The 16028-nt window shown below is 50.6% G+C and carries 15 protein-coding genes; 3 read left to right on the top strand and 12 right to left on the bottom strand.

Translation table 11 applies throughout. From position 1 onward, the window contains the following. Positions 1-35: 35 nt before the first annotated feature. Entirely contained in the window at positions 36-2246 is a 2211-nt protein-coding gene (gene fhuE / locus ACOZIO_RS13230; RefSeq protein ID WP_421595373.1) for a ferric-rhodotorulic acid/ferric-coprogen receptor FhuE, read from the bottom strand. Positions 2247-2536: 290 nt separating this feature from the next. Here fhuE and ACOZIO_RS13225 point away from each other — a divergent pair, with 290 nt between their 5' ends. Continuing rightward, positions 2537-2872: a hypothetical protein gene (locus ACOZIO_RS13225; protein ID WP_129953582.1), complete on the top strand. Its 336-nt coding sequence runs from the start codon at positions 2537-2539 to the stop codon at positions 2870-2872. Between the two features lie 59 nt (positions 2873-2931). On the opposite strand, the gene ACOZIO_RS13220 is transcribed toward ACOZIO_RS13225, so the two are convergent. Together ACOZIO_RS13220 and ACOZIO_RS13215 are read right to left on the bottom strand one after the other, a co-directional pair. Continuing rightward, positions 2932-3276, bottom strand: coding sequence for a YebG family protein (locus ACOZIO_RS13220; protein ID WP_129953581.1), 345 nt, complete (start codon positions 3274-3276; stop codon positions 2932-2934). A gap of 113 nt (positions 3277-3389) precedes the next feature. Continuing rightward, positions 3390-4055 (bottom strand): O-methyltransferase, encoded by a 666-nt coding sequence (locus ACOZIO_RS13215; protein WP_129953580.1) that lies wholly within the window; start codon positions 4053-4055, stop codon positions 3390-3392. 131 nt (positions 4056-4186) lie between these two features. On the opposite strand from ACOZIO_RS13215, the gene ACOZIO_RS13210 reads away from it, so the two are divergent. Next, on the top strand, positions 4187-4813 hold the full coding sequence (locus tag ACOZIO_RS13210; protein WP_129953579.1) for a TetR family transcriptional regulator: 627 nt from the start codon (positions 4187-4189) through the stop codon (positions 4811-4813). A 155-nt stretch (positions 4814-4968) separates the two neighbouring features. Next, on the top strand, positions 4969-5658 hold the full coding sequence (locus ACOZIO_RS13205) for a B3/4 domain-containing protein (protein WP_421595372.1): 690 nt from the start codon (positions 4969-4971) through the stop codon (positions 5656-5658). A gap of 28 nt (positions 5659-5686) precedes the next feature. On the opposite strand, the gene ACOZIO_RS13200 is transcribed toward ACOZIO_RS13205, so the two are convergent. From ACOZIO_RS13200 to ACOZIO_RS13160, 9 genes are all read right to left on the bottom strand, one after another. Beyond that, positions 5687-6085, bottom strand: coding sequence for a YybH family protein (locus tag ACOZIO_RS13200; RefSeq protein ID WP_217219471.1), 399 nt, complete (start codon positions 6083-6085; stop codon positions 5687-5689). Positions 6086-6319: 234 nt separating this feature from the next. Then, complete coding sequence (gene treF / locus ACOZIO_RS13195; RefSeq protein ID WP_129953746.1) at positions 6320-7954, bottom strand: alpha,alpha-trehalase TreF; 1635 nt, start codon at positions 7952-7954, stop codon at positions 6320-6322. A 63-nt stretch (positions 7955-8017) separates the two neighbouring features. Further along, positions 8018-9424, bottom strand: coding sequence for an alpha,alpha-trehalose-phosphate synthase (gene otsA, locus ACOZIO_RS13190; protein ID WP_129953576.1), 1407 nt, complete (start codon positions 9422-9424; stop codon positions 8018-8020). Then, positions 9421-10215, bottom strand: a complete 795-nt coding sequence (gene otsB / locus ACOZIO_RS13185) for a trehalose-phosphatase (protein ID WP_238483193.1) — start codon at positions 10213-10215, stop codon at positions 9421-9423. Before otsB ends, otsA begins: the two co-directional genes overlap by 4 nt. Before the next feature lie 266 nt (positions 10216-10481). Beyond that, positions 10482-11213 carry a tryptophan 2,3-dioxygenase family protein gene (locus ACOZIO_RS13180; RefSeq protein ID WP_129991004.1) on the bottom strand — a complete coding sequence of 244 codons (732 nt, stop codon included), beginning with the start codon at positions 11211-11213 and terminating at the stop codon, positions 10482-10484. 314 nt (positions 11214-11527) lie between these two features. Beyond that, a complete protein-coding gene (locus ACOZIO_RS13175; RefSeq protein WP_129953574.1) occupies positions 11528-12322 on the bottom strand; it encodes a cyclase family protein in 795 nt (264 codons plus the stop codon). 87 nt (positions 12323-12409) lie between these two features. Further along, complete coding sequence (locus tag ACOZIO_RS13170; RefSeq protein WP_205951592.1) at positions 12410-13699, bottom strand: pyridoxal phosphate-dependent decarboxylase family protein; 1290 nt, start codon at positions 13697-13699, stop codon at positions 12410-12412. Positions 13700-13857: 158 nt separating this feature from the next. Next, on the bottom strand, positions 13858-14700 hold the full coding sequence (locus ACOZIO_RS13165) for an SDR family NAD(P)-dependent oxidoreductase (RefSeq protein WP_129953573.1): 843 nt from the start codon (positions 14698-14700) through the stop codon (positions 13858-13860). A gap of 589 nt (positions 14701-15289) precedes the next feature. Then, on the bottom strand, positions 15290-15970 hold the full coding sequence (locus ACOZIO_RS13160) for an oligogalacturonate-specific porin KdgM family protein (protein ID WP_129953572.1): 681 nt from the start codon (positions 15968-15970) through the stop codon (positions 15290-15292). Between the last annotated feature and the right edge of the window lie 58 nt (positions 15971-16028).

Raw genomic sequence — 16028 nt, 5'->3', positions numbered from 1 at the left:
CGGGGCTTTGCTGTGTTGTGCATTAAATCTTCACATCAGAACGTGTAATTTGCGCTGACCGAAAGATTGCGCGGTTCACCGTAAACGGCGTAATCGCTGAGCCATGAATAATATGTGCGGTCAAACAGGTTGTTGATGTTGGCCTGTACGGACAGCTGTTTTGTTACCTGATAACGCGTGAACAGATCCACCCGCGCCGTACTGCCCTGTGATACGCGACGGGTTTCGCCGTCCGGTCCGGTTGCATTCTGGAAAGTGCGGTTTTGCCAGTTTACACCACCGCCGACAGTCAGATCCGGCATCGCCGGCACCTGGTAGCGGCTGAATAATTTCAGCTGGGTCTGCGGCATATTGCTGTTGAGACGGCTGCCGGTTTCGTCTTTCGCCACATAACGCGTCGCACCGAAGGTCATTTGCAGGTTGTCGGTCACCGCGCCGTTTAGCTCAAATTCAGCACCTTTGCTGACGGTGCCATTGACCGCAACATAAGCCTGTTCGCTCGAACCGTTAACGTATCTGCTGCCGTCTTCCTGCGCCACGTTATCCTGTTCGATACGGAATACTGCCATCGTGGCGGTCAGACGACCGTCTATCCACGCAGATTTAAGCCCGGTTTCGTAGTTTTTCCCGGTCGTTGGTGACAGGTAATGACCGTTAATATCGCGGTCAGTCTGCGGCTGGAAGATGGACGTGTAACTGGCATACGCCGACCAGGTATCGTTAATGTCATACACCAGCCCGCCATACGGGGTGATGTTGTTTTTGTTCATACTGCCGCTGCTGCCGTTGGTGCTCCACCGGGTATAGCGCGCGCCGACGATCAACGAAAGCGGATCCGCCAGTGAGAAGCGCGTTGCGAAGTAACCCGCTTTTTGGCGAATCACATCGTCCGCATTCAGATACCAGTCTCCCCACTCCGGTTCGCTGACACGCCCGTCCCAGCTGTTGCCGAAACTGCCAATGGTGTCACTATCGAGGGAACCGTCTGCGCTGTAAGTCTGGTTATGCTGCCGGCTGTAGCTGATACCCGCCACCATCTGATGCTGACGGCCAAACCATTCAAACGGCCCGGTGGCATAAGTGTCGATGGAGTCCACTTTGCGGGTGCCACGGTCTTTGCTGCCAAAACCACTGAGGCCGGTGCCTGTAGTGTGATCCGGGAAGTCCATGAGATAGAGCAATTTATCGTTAAACGTTTGCTCGCCGTGTGTGCCATTAACGCGCAATGTCCAGCCGTTATCAAAGTCATGCTTCACGTTAGCAAATACTTTGCGCGACTGGATGGCGTAATTCGTCCAGTCTGCGGAAGTATTCGTGCTGCGGTCATAATGGGTGCGCGAACCGTCGGTATACCAGGTTGGCAGGCCGCCCCACGTCGGGTTAGCGGTATTATTTTCCTGATAATCGTAACCGAGCGACACGGTGGTGTTATCGGTCACATCTGCATCCACCACGCCGTAGAAGAATTTTTTGCGCTTGTGATAGCGATCCAGCCAGCTGTCCTGATCCTGATAACCGGCGACCACGCGTCCGCGCACCGAGCCTTCCTGATTCAGCGGACCGGAAGCGTCCAGGACGTAACGCTGTTTGTTCCAGCTGCCGTAACCGGCGCTAATCTCACCGGTGAATTCTTTGCTGTCGGCGTGTTTACGCACCATGTTGACAGAAGCGGATGGATTACCCGTTCCGGTCATCAGGCCGGTTGCACCCCGCACCACTTCGATGCGGTCATAAATCGCGGTGTCTTCGGCTGCATCACCAAAATTCCAGGTATCGCTGACGGAGGTCGGAATGTCGTCGTAGGTGTAACTGTTGATGTAAAAACCGCGGGAAAAATAAGACACGCGTTCGCTGTCAATAACCTCCGTTGAGATGCCGGTGGTATTATTCAGCACGTCGCCGACCGACTGGAGGTTCTGATCCTGCATACGCTGTTGAGTGATAACGCTCACTGATTGCGGAATATCTCGCGGCGTCAGGTTCATTTTGGTGCCTGCGGTGGTGGTGCGGACGGCGTAATCCTGTGCGTCGCTGCCGGTTGGCGTCGCCGTGCCTTCGATCACCATATCTTGCTGCTGACCAAATGTATCCGTACTGGCAGTGCTTTTTATCCCGCTGAGGTTTTCAGCCGCCAGTACCGGATTTACCAGAACAAATATCGCCAGTGCCAGTGATGAAACCGCAAAAGTTCTCCCTGCGTCTGCGGCACACTGGTGTGCATAAATCGCCCTGCCATTCAAAGACATAACACATTCCCGTGGAAAATTTTATAGGTGTAAGACTGTTTCTATTATTGTTTTACATGAACAGTCTAAATGAGAATGTAAATAGTAATTATTAACGTTAACCATGTCGCGATGTGGATGAGTTTTAATAAGTAACAAAATGTTAATCAGGTTTTATCCGTGAACGGATCAGTGGTTGGAAATGCATGTCTCTGAGGTTTCTTATGCATTTCAGACTATTCTGTCCTGCATGCAGCCCTTCCGGGTTGTGGAGTCTTCTACCCTTAAGGTGTTCAACATAAGGAGACGCTATGAGACGAATCGCATTGTTACTCACCCTGTTGATCGCGGGTTCTGCTGTCGCCGAAGACACGACTTCGCAACATACTCCCGCGACCTATATCAATATCCTCTGTAGCTCCGCGCTTAATAAACCTGATGGTACTGCGGATTATTTCCGTGAGCAGATCAAAGATATTTCGACGCAATCTCAGTCTCCGTCGTCGATCAATAAGCCAGAGTTTAATGAGGATGAAGCGGATAAGGTGATTGAAACATGGACATCGCTCAGCAAAACCGATCGCGAAAAAATCAGGACACAACAGCAATGTCAGGACACCTTGCTTCAGCGATATCAGGCAGGATAAAGATGGGGACAGGATAAAAGAATGCGGGATGTGTTCCCGCATTATGTGGACGTTCTCTATCAGGCTGCTTTGACCGCACGTACTTTTTTGGTCGCGGCAGGTTCAGCGACAGCCCGGTCTTCAGCGGTGGTATCGGCTGGTGCGACGGGCTGCTGCGCTGTCCCCTCTTCGGGCAGTTTGCTGGTGCGCAAAATATGCTGGACGGTATCTTTGTGTTCAGCAAGGTGAAGCGCAATATTTTCCGCGAGTGTTTCATCCAGGTCGAGATTGCTTTGTGACAGCCATTCAGTAAAAGCATCTGCCATGTCCAGCATTTTGTCGTATGCATCTGCTTCTTTCTTATTGGCAAAAGTCATTTTCTCTTCACCTTTTCTGACAACAACAAATTTTGTTTCAACAGCCATAATTCGCTCCTTATACTGTAATTATATCCAGTATACCAATAATCAGTGAAGGATACATCATCCGGCCTGTTTTTTATAGTGCGGAGCCTGGATCGCTCTGCCCGGGTGTCTGATCAGCGCAGCCTGACTGAAAGCTCGACATCATCACTGAATGGTACAGAAAGATAACCGTTCTCCGCCGAACGCACATGGGTAAGATAGTTCTGGTTGTAGCTCGCATTGTCGGCGATGATCATCGTGCCCGGATGAAAACGGCTTTCCAGCAAATGCAGAATATCGTCATAAAGTACTTTTGCGCCATCGAGAATCAGTAAATCGATGGTCTCTGGCAGATCAACGGCCAGTGTGTTCAGCGCGTCACCGACACGAATTTCGACTAAATCGCTCACGCCAGCCTGCACAAAATGTTCCCGTGCCTTTGCCACTTTTGTCGGCTCAAACTCGCTGGTGATGACCTTACCGCCGCCGTTATCGCGCAACGCCGCCGCCAGATACAACGTGGACAGCCCGAACGACATGCCAAATTCCACCACCGATGTTGCCTTAGTACTTCGCGCCAGCATATACAGCAGTTTGCCTGTCTCGCGTGATACCGGCAGCCACATGTGTTTCAGCAGACTATATAAATTCAGATACTCTGTTTTGCTGTGCATCATGCGCGTAGTTTCTTCTTCCGGTATCTGCGTGAAATCGAAACGGGCTGCAGCGCTGGCTTCATTGAAAAGACGGTCGAGTAATGGCGCCATCGGTGCGCAGGTCAGAGTGTTTTCTGTGGTCATGGGATTATCCTGTTTAACATTGAGCAACGTGTCATAACTGACTAGAATGCGAGTGATTCATCGCGTTTAAAATTATGCGATGTTTTCGTTGCCTCCACTATTCGCATTCTTTTTTGAGGACTCAGCCCGTCATGACCCACCGCCGCATCCCGCAGGTTTCCTCACGTAAAGAGCCAAAACAATCCCGCTCAGCCGGGCTGGTGGCGACCATTCTTGAAGCCGCTGCTCAGGTTTTAGCGAAGGAAGGCGCCGCCCGTTTTACTACCGGTCGCGTCGCTGAAAGAGCCGGAATCAGCATCGGTTCGCTGTATCAGTACTTTCCCAATAAAGCGGCGATTTTGTTTCGTCTGCAAAGCGACGAGTGGCGGCGAACCCGTGATATGCTGCGCAGCATTCTTCAGGACGCAGAAAAGACCCCTGCCGTGCGCTTACGTATTCTGGTGCATGAATTTATCCGTTCCGAATGTGAGGAAGCGCAGATGCGTGGCGCGCTCAGTGACGCCGCACCGTTTTATCGTGACGCCCCGGAGGCGCAGGAAGCTCGGGAGGCGGGAGAGGAAGTGTTTCATCGTTTTATGCATGAGGTAATGCCGGATGTCGCCGGAGAAAAGCGCCAGCTGGCGGGCGATCTGCTTTCAACCACACTCAGTGCTTTTGGCCGGGACTTTTCTGCCACCCCGCGTACCGCCGCTGAAATCAAAATTTATGCTGATGCGCTGGCGGACATGTTTACAGCCTATGTGCAGGGGGCGGTTTAGCCAGGCGTGAATTTTTGAGGGATAAGCGGGGCTATGAACGAGATGCCATGACGGCGCGTTTCTCAGAGGAATTACCGGGGATCCCAAAACGCTAATTTCGTTTCAGGCCGACGGATGGCATAGTAAATGTCTGATTTTTACAACAGGACCGCTCCATGATCGTCGTTACTCCGTCAGTCGATCCGTCACTTGCGCGAATCGCCCCTGGTTTTCGGGTATTAAGCGTGTCTGCGCAGGCCGCGCCGATAACTAACCCTGCCATCGCGGAAGCCGCTTTACAAAGCGCCTGCCGTTTTATCGTTGAGAATGATTTTCCCTGGGCGGATGAACATCTGAACGCCTGGACCGGGGTTTTCAAAGCCTTTGGGGCGAAACCTAAACGTACTGCCTGCTCAGCCGATGCCCTCAGAAAACGCGTGCTGAAAGACGGCACGATGCCGGCCATCGATCCGGTGGTCGATCTCTACAATGCGGTGAGCATTCAGTATGCCATTCCGGTCGGTGGCGAAAATATTTCTGCTTATTCCGGCCATCCGAGGCTGACATTTGCCGATGGCAGCGAGCCTTTTGACACCATGAAAGCGGGCGAACCGGTGATTGAATTCCCCGATGCCGGAGAAGTTATCTGGCGTGATGATACGGGGGTGACCTGCCGGCGCTGGAACTGGCGTCAGGGTATCAGAACCCGGCTCGACAGCGAGGCGCAAAACATGTGGTTCATCCTCGAAAGCCTGCCCGCCATGCCTTTGCAGGCACTCCAGGACGCAGGTGATATGCTGATTAACGGACTGGAACAGCTGATGCCGGGTGTCAAAACTGACGTGAAGCTGATAACACTGGGTTGATGATGCGAATAAGGCTCCTTGCGGAGCCTTATTTATGATCCAGCAGCGAGGTGCCGTAAGAATTATCGATGGTACATACCCAGCGCCCGTCCGGTTCATGGCGGAAAACATAAGTGGCACGACGGGTAGTGGTCACTGTGCCGCCCTGTCCGTCGGGGAAGTGCAGCACCGTTTCCATGATCACCAGCGCATCCTGCGCCCCCTCAATCACCTGCATCTCACCCTGTTTCACCACCAGTTGATCCTGGAAATAATCCGAGATGGCGATAAAGGCTTTGCGGATATCGTTTTTGCCGCGGGCAATCATGCCCGGTTTAATCACCAGTGCCGCATCCACGGCGTAATGCGCCATCAGCGAGTCGAAATCTCTGTCTGATATGGCTTTGTCACAAGCTTCGATAACCTGGCGGATCGGGTGTGTACTCATCCGTTAATGTCCTTTCGCTGAGTTCCAGAATAATGAGATCCCCGTCTGAAATAACAGGATGTCGACCAGGCAGCTGAAGTCTGTCTCTGACATGTTAATAACAAATTTTTTGCCAATAAACATCCCTGCCTTCAGCATGCCCTGATACCGGCAGGCGTGCTGAAGGCCGCGCTACACCAGGCGTTTGAACGTTGGCTGATGGAACAGGGTCAGAGTGGTGATAAGAAAACCGGATCAGTCGTAATTCTCACCATACAGACCAATGAGCCGCCGCACGACACCATTGGTCCAGCCGAAGCCATCCTGCAGCGGATATTCCCCGCCGCCACCTTCACGAGGGATGCCCCCTGAGATGTGGTATTTCTCGATCAGTTTATGATGTTGCTGGTAATACTGATTCACCGTTTTCAGCCAGTTACGGGCAATTTCATCACCCAGCGCATCATTGCCGTATTGCTTGAAACCCTGAATTGCCATCCATTGCAGAGGAGCCCAGCCGTTGGGTTTATCCCATTGTTCACCGGTTTCATATTCCGTCGCCATGATGCCGCCGGGCGTGAATAAACGTTTACGTACAGCCTCTGAAAGCCGTTCAGCCTGGTAATGACTGGCAAGCCCCACATACAACGGCACGACGCTGGCAGCGGAGAACAACGCCATTTGCTGACGGTGCCAGTCGTAATCGCGAAAACAACCTTCGTTGTCATCCCACAGATAACGGTTTATGGCGTCACGCCGGTTTTCTGCTTTACGGCGGAATAAAATTTCGGTGACTTTATCTCCCTTCAAACCGGAAATATTGGCGATAGCGCTTTCGAGTTTATGCATAAACGCATTCAGATCTACCGGGATAAATTGCGTGGTACGGATACTGGCGAGACGGTGGCCGTCACGCAACCAGCGCGATGAATAATCCCAGCCAGATTCCGCCCCCGCACGCAAATCGCGGTAAACCTCGTTGGCTGGCCGGCCTGAATGTTTAGCGGTTTCGACGTCTTCACGCCACGATTCATCGCGCGGGGTGTCCCTGTCATCCCAGTAACGGTTAAGCAGTGTACCGTCCGGCAGGCAAACTGCATGGCGGTACGCCTGATTCGGCGCGAGAGAGTCCGCACCATCCATCCAGAATTCATATTCCATTTTCAGATGATCGAGATACCGCCGTGCGCCACGTACACCGTCTTCCTCGAACAGTTCAACCATCAGCGCGAACACCGGTGGCTGTGAACGGCTCAGATAATACGTGCGGTTACCGTTAGGAATATGGCCGTATATCTCAATAATCCAGGCGAAATTGTCCGCCATGGTGCGCAGGAGATCATTACGGCCACTTTCCGCCAGACCTAACATCGAAAAGTAAGAATCCCAGTAATAGGTCTCACTGAAACGTCCGCCGGGAACCACATAGGCCTGAGGCAAAGGCATCAGTGAAGACCATGGCACATGATCTTCCGGCTGGCGCGTCAGCACCGGCCAAAGTTTATCGATGTGTTCTTTCAGCGAATCGCCGGGATCGGAGACGTATTCATCATCGCGGTGTTCCGGCAGCCAGAAATGTGCGTCAACAAAGCGTTTCAGGTTAAAGCCAGGATGATTCTTTACCCGGCGATAACGCAGCAAAATGTCCAGCGGATCCATCTTCGGCGGGCAGTCCGGGAAGGTTTTGCTGTCCTCGAAAAGCCCTGAAGATTGCACGCTGGTAAACAATTCCAGATAACGGTCAGCAGGCGTTAAGGCATCGGAAGGCGGCAAGCCTTCGATCATCTCTGGTTCCGGTTCGGCATCCATCATCCGGTCAAGGATCAGTTCAATCGGCTCGAGCTCGGTCAGACGAGTCTCTTCGCTTTCAGCATTTTCGCTGTCAAACATTGCGTTTTGGTTCGTCTGGTAATTTGCATTTTGCATATGCTGCAAGCCTCTTGCTTATAAAATTCACACGACGGCGCTGTGTTTTTCACTATGCGGTGTGATGGCGTATAAATCGCGTAAATAGCTTTCGCCCCAGTTCGCAATGTCATTCTTGCGCAACACCGCCATCATGTCGTTATAGCGTTCAAGCCGTTCTTCCAGCGGCATGGTCAGTGCTTTATCCAGCGCCGCTGCCACATCATCCCGGTCATAAGGGTTGACGATCAGTGCCGATGTAAGTTCATTTGCTGCACCGGCAAATTGTGACAAAACAAGAACGCCGGGGTCTTTTGGATCCTGCGCGGCGACATACTCTTTTGCCACCAGATTCATGCCATCTCGCAGCGGCGTCACCAGCCCGACATCCGTCAGGCGGAACAATTTCATGAGCAGGCTGCGCTGGAAATGCTGGTTGAGGTAAAACAGCGGCGTCTGGTTGATACCACCATATTTACCGTTGATGCGCCCCACTTCGGTTTCCAGCTGATGACGCAGTTCCTGATAGGCTTGCACATCACCGCGCGAGGTCGGGGCAATTTGCGAATAGCGCACTTTACCGCGATGCTGCGGGAATTTTTCCAGCAATGCCTCAAAGGCGAGAAAGCGCTCCGGCAACCCTTTGGTGTAATCGAGACGCTCACAGGAAATAATATTTTTCGATTCGCGTAGTTCGCGTTCCATCGCCGCCATTTTGGGTGGCAGCGGGCCCTCGGCCATTTCCTTTATGCTTTCCGGTGCAATGCTGATCGGATATACGCCGGTAGCAAAGGTTTTGCCAAACGCCCGGTGCTGATGTGTATCGCAATCTTCAATATCAGCCAGCGATTTGAGATTATCCAGAAACGCCATACGGTCACCTTCGGTCTGGAAGCCCAGCAAATCATACTCGCACATCATTTCGAGCAATTCATCGTGTGTTGGCACGGCATTAAAGATTTCCGGGGTCGGGAACGGAATGTGCAGGAAGAAACCAATACGGTTTTTTACGCCGAGTTTACGCAGCGCGGCAGCGAACGGCAGTAAATGATAATCATGGATCCACAAGATATCATCCGCTTTGATGAGCGGCTGCAATCTTTTCGCCAGCATATTATTGACCCGGCAGTAACCGTCCCACGCCTCGCGCTGGAAATCCACCAGATCGATACGATAGTGAAGCGCCGGCCAAAGTACGGCATTTGAAAACTGACAATAATACAGATCGTAATCGTTTTGATTAAGCGGAACCGAAGCGTAAGTAATGCCGTTATCTTCCATCAGATGCAGGTCATCCTCTTCTTCACCCGATATTTCACTTATCTCACCATTCCAGCCAAACCAGAGACCTGAAGTATTTTTCAGCGCATCCAGAATGCCCACGGCCAGCCCGCCAGCGGATTTTGAACCGTCAGGAATGGCAATTCGGTTAGAGACAACAACCAGGCGACTCATAATTCGGACTCCTTCTTAAATGTTAATGTGTGACGTTGTAACGCCTCAATCCACCGGTAAACGTCGTGAACGGTTTTGACACGATACTGCGCAAGACTTGAACCTTCGCCAACTTTCACCGTGATCCCCCGCATGGCGTTAACCACTTCGAACCCTTTTTCATCGGTCAGATCATCGCCTACGAATACCGGAATACGTCCGGAAAAGGGTGTCTGTTGCATGAACGTATAAATCGCAGCGCCCTTATCTTTTCCGCGAGGTTTAATCTCAAGAACGCATTTACCGGGCTGAAGTACCAGCTCAGGGAATTTTGCTACGACGGATTCCGCCAGGGCTAGTACCTGCTGCTGATGCAGCATTGCCTGACGATAATGCAATGCAAAAGCCATGCCTTTGATTTCGAGTAACGTACCCGGCAGCGCGTTCATTCCCGCTTCAAGAGTTTGTTGCACCTCTTCTGCCACGTGGCGGGGTAAGGTGACGCGGTGCATCCTGCCGCTGCCGTCGCGCATTTCTGCGCCGTGAACACCCGCTGCGGGAAGTTCCAGAGGACTGACCAGCTGATCAAGCTGCTCCACCGGACGTCCCGACACCAGTGCCAGCGCACCTGAAGATGCCGCAAACAGCGTTTGCAGGTGGGCACGAACATCGGCGGGGATCGTGACGGCATCAGGCTCATCACATATCTCGGCGAGGGTGCCATCGACGTCGAAAAAGTAGGCGTATTGACGACTGTCCAATATCGGAAGAAGCGGTGTTTCGGTGTGATTTTCCTGAATTTCTGTGGTCAAAATAGCTCTCCTGTTTGCAAGTTACGACACAGCGCGTCAATGCACTGAACACCTCTGAAGTAATTTTCCAATAGATAAATATAACTCTTCGTCAGGTAAGCGCAGGAAAAATCAGATTAATCTACACCCTGCTGGCGGGTTTTAACGATAAAAGAGAACAGGTTGAATATTGATTGCCTTCTAAACGGTTGCGGTTAGTTTTTATCCTGTCTGCCCGCGGCCAGTTTGCCGGCGTTATATCCTCAGCAGTGCCGTCATTGCCGTAATTAAGGTGAGTTAATGGCTGCCCAAAGCTGTGCAAATATAGGTGTGAAGAGCGTGGATTTTAAATAGTTTAAACCTGCGGAACCGCCTGTACCTTGCGACTGACCTATAGTGCGTTCAACGAGTTTCGCATGACGATAGCGCCATTCTTGTAGCAGCGAATCCAGGTCTAACAGCTGGTTTAGTAACAGGGCTTCGCAAGAATACTGCTCTAAAATATCCCGGAAGATATCCTTCTCTTCTTTGTTTAACTCGCCTGAGCCGAGGAGTTGTGTACGTACAACTTCCCATAATGAGGCTGGCAGAAGAATTGCCGCTAATCTTTCTTGTATCACATCGTCATGTTCATATTGTTGAAGTTTTTTGCTGTTTGCCTTTCCTAAAAGCGCTTCAATTGCATCAAACTGATATGACTGGAAACCGCTTGCGCCGCCCAGATAACCGCGAAATTGCTGAAACTCATGGAACTTCAGCGTGTCGATGACAGCTATTTGATTTACCATCGTTCGGGTGATGGTATTTATGCGAATCATGCTGCTGATTGACTCAGGTATTTCTCCTTTTTTGATTAAATTAATGACATAATGAATTTCATTAATTAATTGCTTAAACCATAATTCATAGGTTTGATGCGTAATAATGAAAAGGTTCTCATTGCGCTGTTCGCTGTGAGGTGATTTTGGTTGTTGCAGAGATAATAACTCATGTAATTTAAGATAACTTGAATAGTCCATAATAAATTATATGAATACTTCCCGCTTGCGATAACTTCAAACGGTCTGATTCTTGCAGATAAGTCGCAGGTTTATGTCCGGATTTTCTGCCGTCTGATGACTGCGGATTGAATGCCATTCACCGTCCACACCTTATTACCCGCGAGTTTTAAGCCCAAACCATGATTGAGGATTTATGAGCCACGCGCTTACCTGTTTTGGTCATCCCGCCAGTCGTCAAAGCAATCTTTCAGCATTCACCCATTGATTAAGGGTTAATATTTATCAGTATCATGGGTTAATATAGTCTGATACAGACATGGTTTTATTGCTAATCAGGAAAAGGGAAAGAGCAGAGGTTTGCTGGGCAGCGCATCCCCGGTTAAATCCGGTAACTGTAGAGAAATAAAATAATGCCCCGGAAATATACCTTCAGGTAATTGAATTAACTCTGTCACAGAAGCCTGCCTGCGTTCAGTAATAGGGTTGCAGGGGTCTGCCATTCCCCAGAAACAGCGGTGGTTATCCATCAGTCCTCCGTCGTGCAGTTTATCAATAGAAGGTATATCCACAAATAAATGTTGTACGCCAAGCTGAAGTACCCTCTCCATTGCCTGATGGCTAAAATAGGGAGCACCATTGCCGTCAGGCAGCCAGGATTTATCATCCGTTGTAATAACCAGCGCCTGAAGATAATCTGAACCTAGCGGGGTCAGCGCATGGTTAATTGCCTCTTCAGTAATAATCCAGTCATTATCTTCAGCGTGGGTGTTGTAGCGGTCTTTCATTTTTGATACCCGTTCTAACGAAACGTGAATCAAAGTGGCAGCCATAAAAAGAGGCATGCTGAGATCAGCTACGTTATGTATTTCAGGCAAAATATGACCGATGCATTCAGTATGGGTGCCGTGACAATGTGGAACGAAACTAATAAGCGAAGCGTTACAGGCACCGCCGGAAGTTACTCTGGCCTGACTATTCTCATATTTTAAGGGAGCTTCATAAGCCGGTGCAATGCCATAAAGATTGACAGCGTTATCTGCAAAACAGAGCTGCGCAGAGAGTTTAATCGACTCCTGATGGTGAATTATATGGGTACGTCCACGATAAACTATTTCAATTCGGGTCATCGGAAATATTCCTCCAAATCTTTCTCAATACATTATGTCAGGGATCTTTACACCGCAAAGTGCAGAGCCGGATCGTGGATAGTGATTTCAGAACGCAGTCTGGGAAAGTTTTCTATAGGTATGCACAAGTGTATCCAGCAAACGGGCAAACGTCGGGGCATCTGTTGAAGGTGCCATGATAGTCGCGCGCCACCAACGGCGGTTATCAACAAATGAAGATGCCAGATGAAAGATTCCTTGCTGCATCAGCTCGTTGCGCACAGCGATGTGTAACCGGTCACTGTCCGGACCTGGTGTATCGGCATATCGGAAGCAGACAAGATTGCTTTCCGGCTCACAAAGTCCCTCAAACTCTTTTCGTGCCAGGATCATTTGCCAGAACCTGCGTGCTGCCCGATGGCGGCTATGGACATACTCTGCCAGGCCCGCTTCTCCTCTGTGCGCCAGATTAAGAAAGACCTTAAGACCAAGTTCTGCCTTAGACCCTTCGATGGTGTAGTGCATCAGATCCGGACCGGGACGGTGTTCGTCGAAAAACAGGTAATCGGCATTGTGCTGGAATGCCTGGCTTAAGTCTGCACGGGCGCGAACAAGCACGGCAGCGGCAAGTGTTGAGGTCCGCAGCATTTTATGCGCATCCCAGGTGATTGAATCTGCCTGAGCGATACCCTGCAGGTGGTGGCGTAACTCGGGAACGAGTAAGGCAGATCCTCCATGAGCCGCGTCGACATGCAGCCAGATACCTTCGTGATGGCAGGCGCTGGCGATTTCTTCCAGGGGGTCGAATAAGCCGGTTGGTGCTGCGCAGGCATTGGCGACAACGGCCATCACTGTGCGGCCAGCACGATGATGCGCCTTGATGCTCTCGCTAACCTGCGCACCGGCAACGCGTCCAAAGCGATCACAAGGCAGTGCGTGTACTGCGCGACTGCCAAGGCCAAGAATGGCAGCCGCCCGTGAGACGGAGACATGGGCGTTTGCCGGCGCGAGAATAATCACATTTTGCGGCATTCCATGCTGCCATACATCGGGAAAAATATGATGACGGGCCACCAGAAGGGCTGTGAGGTTCGCCAGCGAACCGCCATGAACAAGGATCGCGCCGGAGTCTTCGGGGGACCAGCCCACTTTTCCGAGCATCCACTCGGTGACCACCAGTTCGGCCGCTACCCCGGCGGCGCCCATCTCGAATAAAGACATGGCATTGTTGCTTACGCCATGCACCAGGTCGGCAATGGCGGAACCGATATCGGGAACCGCGCATTGGTGAGACATATAACCGGGATGGTGGAGCCGCGTTCCCTGATCCAGATACGCCTTAATGAATGCGGCTAATGTGCTGTCCGTCATTCCGCCAGCTTTAATGGACGTGCGCATGTTCAAGTCATTAATCAGCTTCTGCGGTGGAGTTTGTTTTAATACGGTTACTTCACCCTGCTGGGAGTCCTGGACATAGTCGTCCAGCACTTTGGCCACTGCGAGTACGGCATCAGCGAACTCACCTGCCCGCCAGCCGTGGTATCCCTCCTTGTGCATCATGCTACGCCCTCTTTCAACGTCGTCCGCGGGTTGCGCATCGTAATGCATCCCGGATGCACACCGAGTCCCATTGAGGCGTCAATAACGGCGCCATGCATGATGACAGCGGCGTCTGTCGTCAGCCACCACAGAATATCGGCGATTTCATCGGGGCGTATGAGCCGCCCCTTCGGGAGTTGAGCAATAAGTTCATCCGCTGATGCAGACGATAGAGGATCCAGCGTGCTTTGACGGAACATCGGCGTGTCAACAGCCCCGGGACAAACACAAAATACCTCGACGGGATCATGAACAAGTTCCGCCGCCCATTGCCTTGTCAGGAAGGCGATTGCCGCTTTGGTCATGCCGTCTGTATCCCTAAACCCCGGAAAGGCTGCTATTCCACCATCAACGCTTGAGAGCATGAGGATTTTCCCGTAGCCGCGTTTCAACATCCCTGGGAGAAACTGCCTGGTGAGCCAAAGTGGCCCCAGACAGTTGACTTGCGTGAATAATGCGTCCTGCTGATGCCGTTCTTCTATGCCAGCAAGCTCTACGGTTTTGGTTCCTAAAGCCGCGTTGTTTACAAGGATGTCGATTTCTGCGGGAATAGCGTCAACAAGCTGCAAAAGGCTTTCCCAGCTGCCCTGATCGTAAGGTAAAGCTTGGGGGGGAATAGAAACAAGGGAAGACAAGGCGTTAATAAGTTCAAGCGCCCGATCCTCACCCCGATGATAAGTAAACCACACCTGATCACCTCTGCTGGCGAAGGCCCGGACTGTTGCAGCACCAATACCGCTGGAACCACCCGTAATTAAAATATTCCGGCTTTTTCCCGGCGTTGACGTTTCCGCATTCATCAGTTCAACTCCTCACAGCATAAAGTATCCGTTCTAATCAATGAAACCTGATATTATTGTTTTGTATCTCTATCACCTGAGAAACTATTATGATTTATCGGGTTCAGCGTTTTTAACGCGGCATCAGACTCTAAAACAACCTGACTATCCCTTTAATATCAATTGAGTAGTTATGTTACAGTTTAATAAACGGGGTGGTTAATTATATTTTCTGTAAAAGAGTTACCGGTGTTAGACGACCTGAAAAAGAATTATTAAAGTGCGGGTTAATTAAATCTATATATAAGCGTAGAGTAATCACGAAAATACGCAAGAATTATGCTTATTTATGCAGATGTTCTGTGCATCGCTATGATTTAATATATAAATATCAGATATTGACCCGGGGATTTAACAGTACAGGTTGTTCTAAGACGGCAGGTACTGCGCAGAAAAAGTCTCTTTGTATAGAATAATTTCCGTCTTCCAGGTAGCCCGGCAACATCCCTGTTATCGGCTGCCGTTATTGTCTGTCACCCGCTGCGCGGGCTGTCACACCGGTCAGCATCTGCGGACCGGTGATAGTCAATCATATGCACAACGGCGGTGATCAGAAATTATATTGCACACCAATGCGGAAACGGGTCTGACGTTCATCCGTCGTTTTACGCACGGAAACATCACCAACCTGTACGTAAGGTGTCCATTGCTTATTAATATTATAAGCCACTTTCAAATCCTGCTCATAATCCCACTTATCATTATCATACAGGATCTGATCACTGTGTTTATAAATATAGTTATATTCAAACCGCCAGTCGGCAATTTTATAACCCAGCCAGATTTCACCGCGGTTTGTTTTGCGATCCTCGGTGTTTTCTTTGGTATAACGGGTATACTCGTAGCGGTAACGCGCATTGAAATAAACGCCGCTGTCAAATGTATATCCGGCGGTTAAGAAGGGTTTATAAATACTGCTGTCAGAACTGGATTCCAGCGTAAATCCGGGCTGAATAAACACGGCCGGCGTGACTTTGTACTGATAGCTGATGGTGCTTTCCGTGCCGTTATCAACCAGATTATTAAAGGGTTTATTTTCATTATCCCCGCCTGACTTCCATTTGGCTTCCAGCGAGAACCCGAACCCGTTGGCGAAGCGGTGCGAAACCATCGCCCTGTCTTTATGTTGTTTACTGTCATCGAGCCATTCATGACGAAGGTCAATAGTGACGGCCTGGCTGCTGGCACTGGCCAGCAGTAAGCCGCAGATCATCAGTCTGCTATTTTTCATTTTTATAAATCCCAGAGATATTGAGTAGTGTTATTTTAAGTTAAAGGTTCACTCTTAA

Origin of the sequence: Rahnella sp. PD4 (genome assembly GCF_049199325.1) — a bacterium.
Taxonomy (GTDB): Bacteria; Pseudomonadota; Gammaproteobacteria; order Enterobacterales; family Enterobacteriaceae; genus Rahnella; species Rahnella perminowiae.
Note: the sequence above shows the minus strand (reverse complement) of the source record. Positions and strands in the feature narration are given on the sequence as shown.

Coding starts and splice junctions, on each gene's coding strand:
- ACOZIO_RS13215 (WP_129953580.1), bottom strand. CDS start 4,055: ATGACCACAGAAAACACTCTGACCTGCGCACCGATGGCGCCATTACTC.
- fhuE (WP_421595373.1), bottom strand. CDS start 2,246: ATGTCTTTGAATGGCAGGGCGATTTATGCACACCAGTGTGCCGCAGAC.
- ACOZIO_RS13210 (WP_129953579.1), top strand. CDS start 4,187: ATGACCCACCGCCGCATCCCGCAGGTTTCCTCACGTAAAGAGCCAAAA.
- ACOZIO_RS13170 (WP_205951592.1), bottom strand. CDS start 13,699: ATGCGCACGTCCATTAAAGCTGGCGGAATGACGGACAGCACATTAGCC.
- ACOZIO_RS13175 (WP_129953574.1), bottom strand. CDS start 12,322: ATGACCCGAATTGAAATAGTTTATCGTGGACGTACCCATATAATTCAC.
- ACOZIO_RS13205 (WP_421595372.1), top strand. CDS start 4,969: ATGATCGTCGTTACTCCGTCAGTCGATCCGTCACTTGCGCGAATCGCC.
- ACOZIO_RS13225 (WP_129953582.1), top strand. CDS start 2,537: ATGAGACGAATCGCATTGTTACTCACCCTGTTGATCGCGGGTTCTGCT.
- ACOZIO_RS13180 (WP_129991004.1), bottom strand. CDS start 11,213: ATGGACTATTCAAGTTATCTTAAATTACATGAGTTATTATCTCTGCAA.
- ACOZIO_RS13165 (WP_129953573.1), bottom strand. CDS start 14,700: ATGAATGCGGAAACGTCAACGCCGGGAAAAAGCCGGAATATTTTAATT.
- ACOZIO_RS13220 (WP_129953581.1), bottom strand. CDS start 3,276: ATGGCTGTTGAAACAAAATTTGTTGTTGTCAGAAAAGGTGAAGAGAAA.
- ACOZIO_RS13200 (WP_217219471.1), bottom strand. CDS start 6,085: ATGAGTACACACCCGATCCGCCAGGTTATCGAAGCTTGTGACAAAGCC.
- otsA (WP_129953576.1), bottom strand. CDS start 9,424: ATGAGTCGCCTGGTTGTTGTCTCTAACCGAATTGCCATTCCTGACGGT.
- treF (WP_129953746.1), bottom strand. CDS start 7,954: ATGTTTGACAGCGAAAATGCTGAAAGCGAAGAGACTCGTCTGACCGAG.
- ACOZIO_RS13160 (WP_129953572.1), bottom strand. CDS start 15,970: ATGAAAAATAGCAGACTGATGATCTGCGGCTTACTGCTGGCCAGTGCC.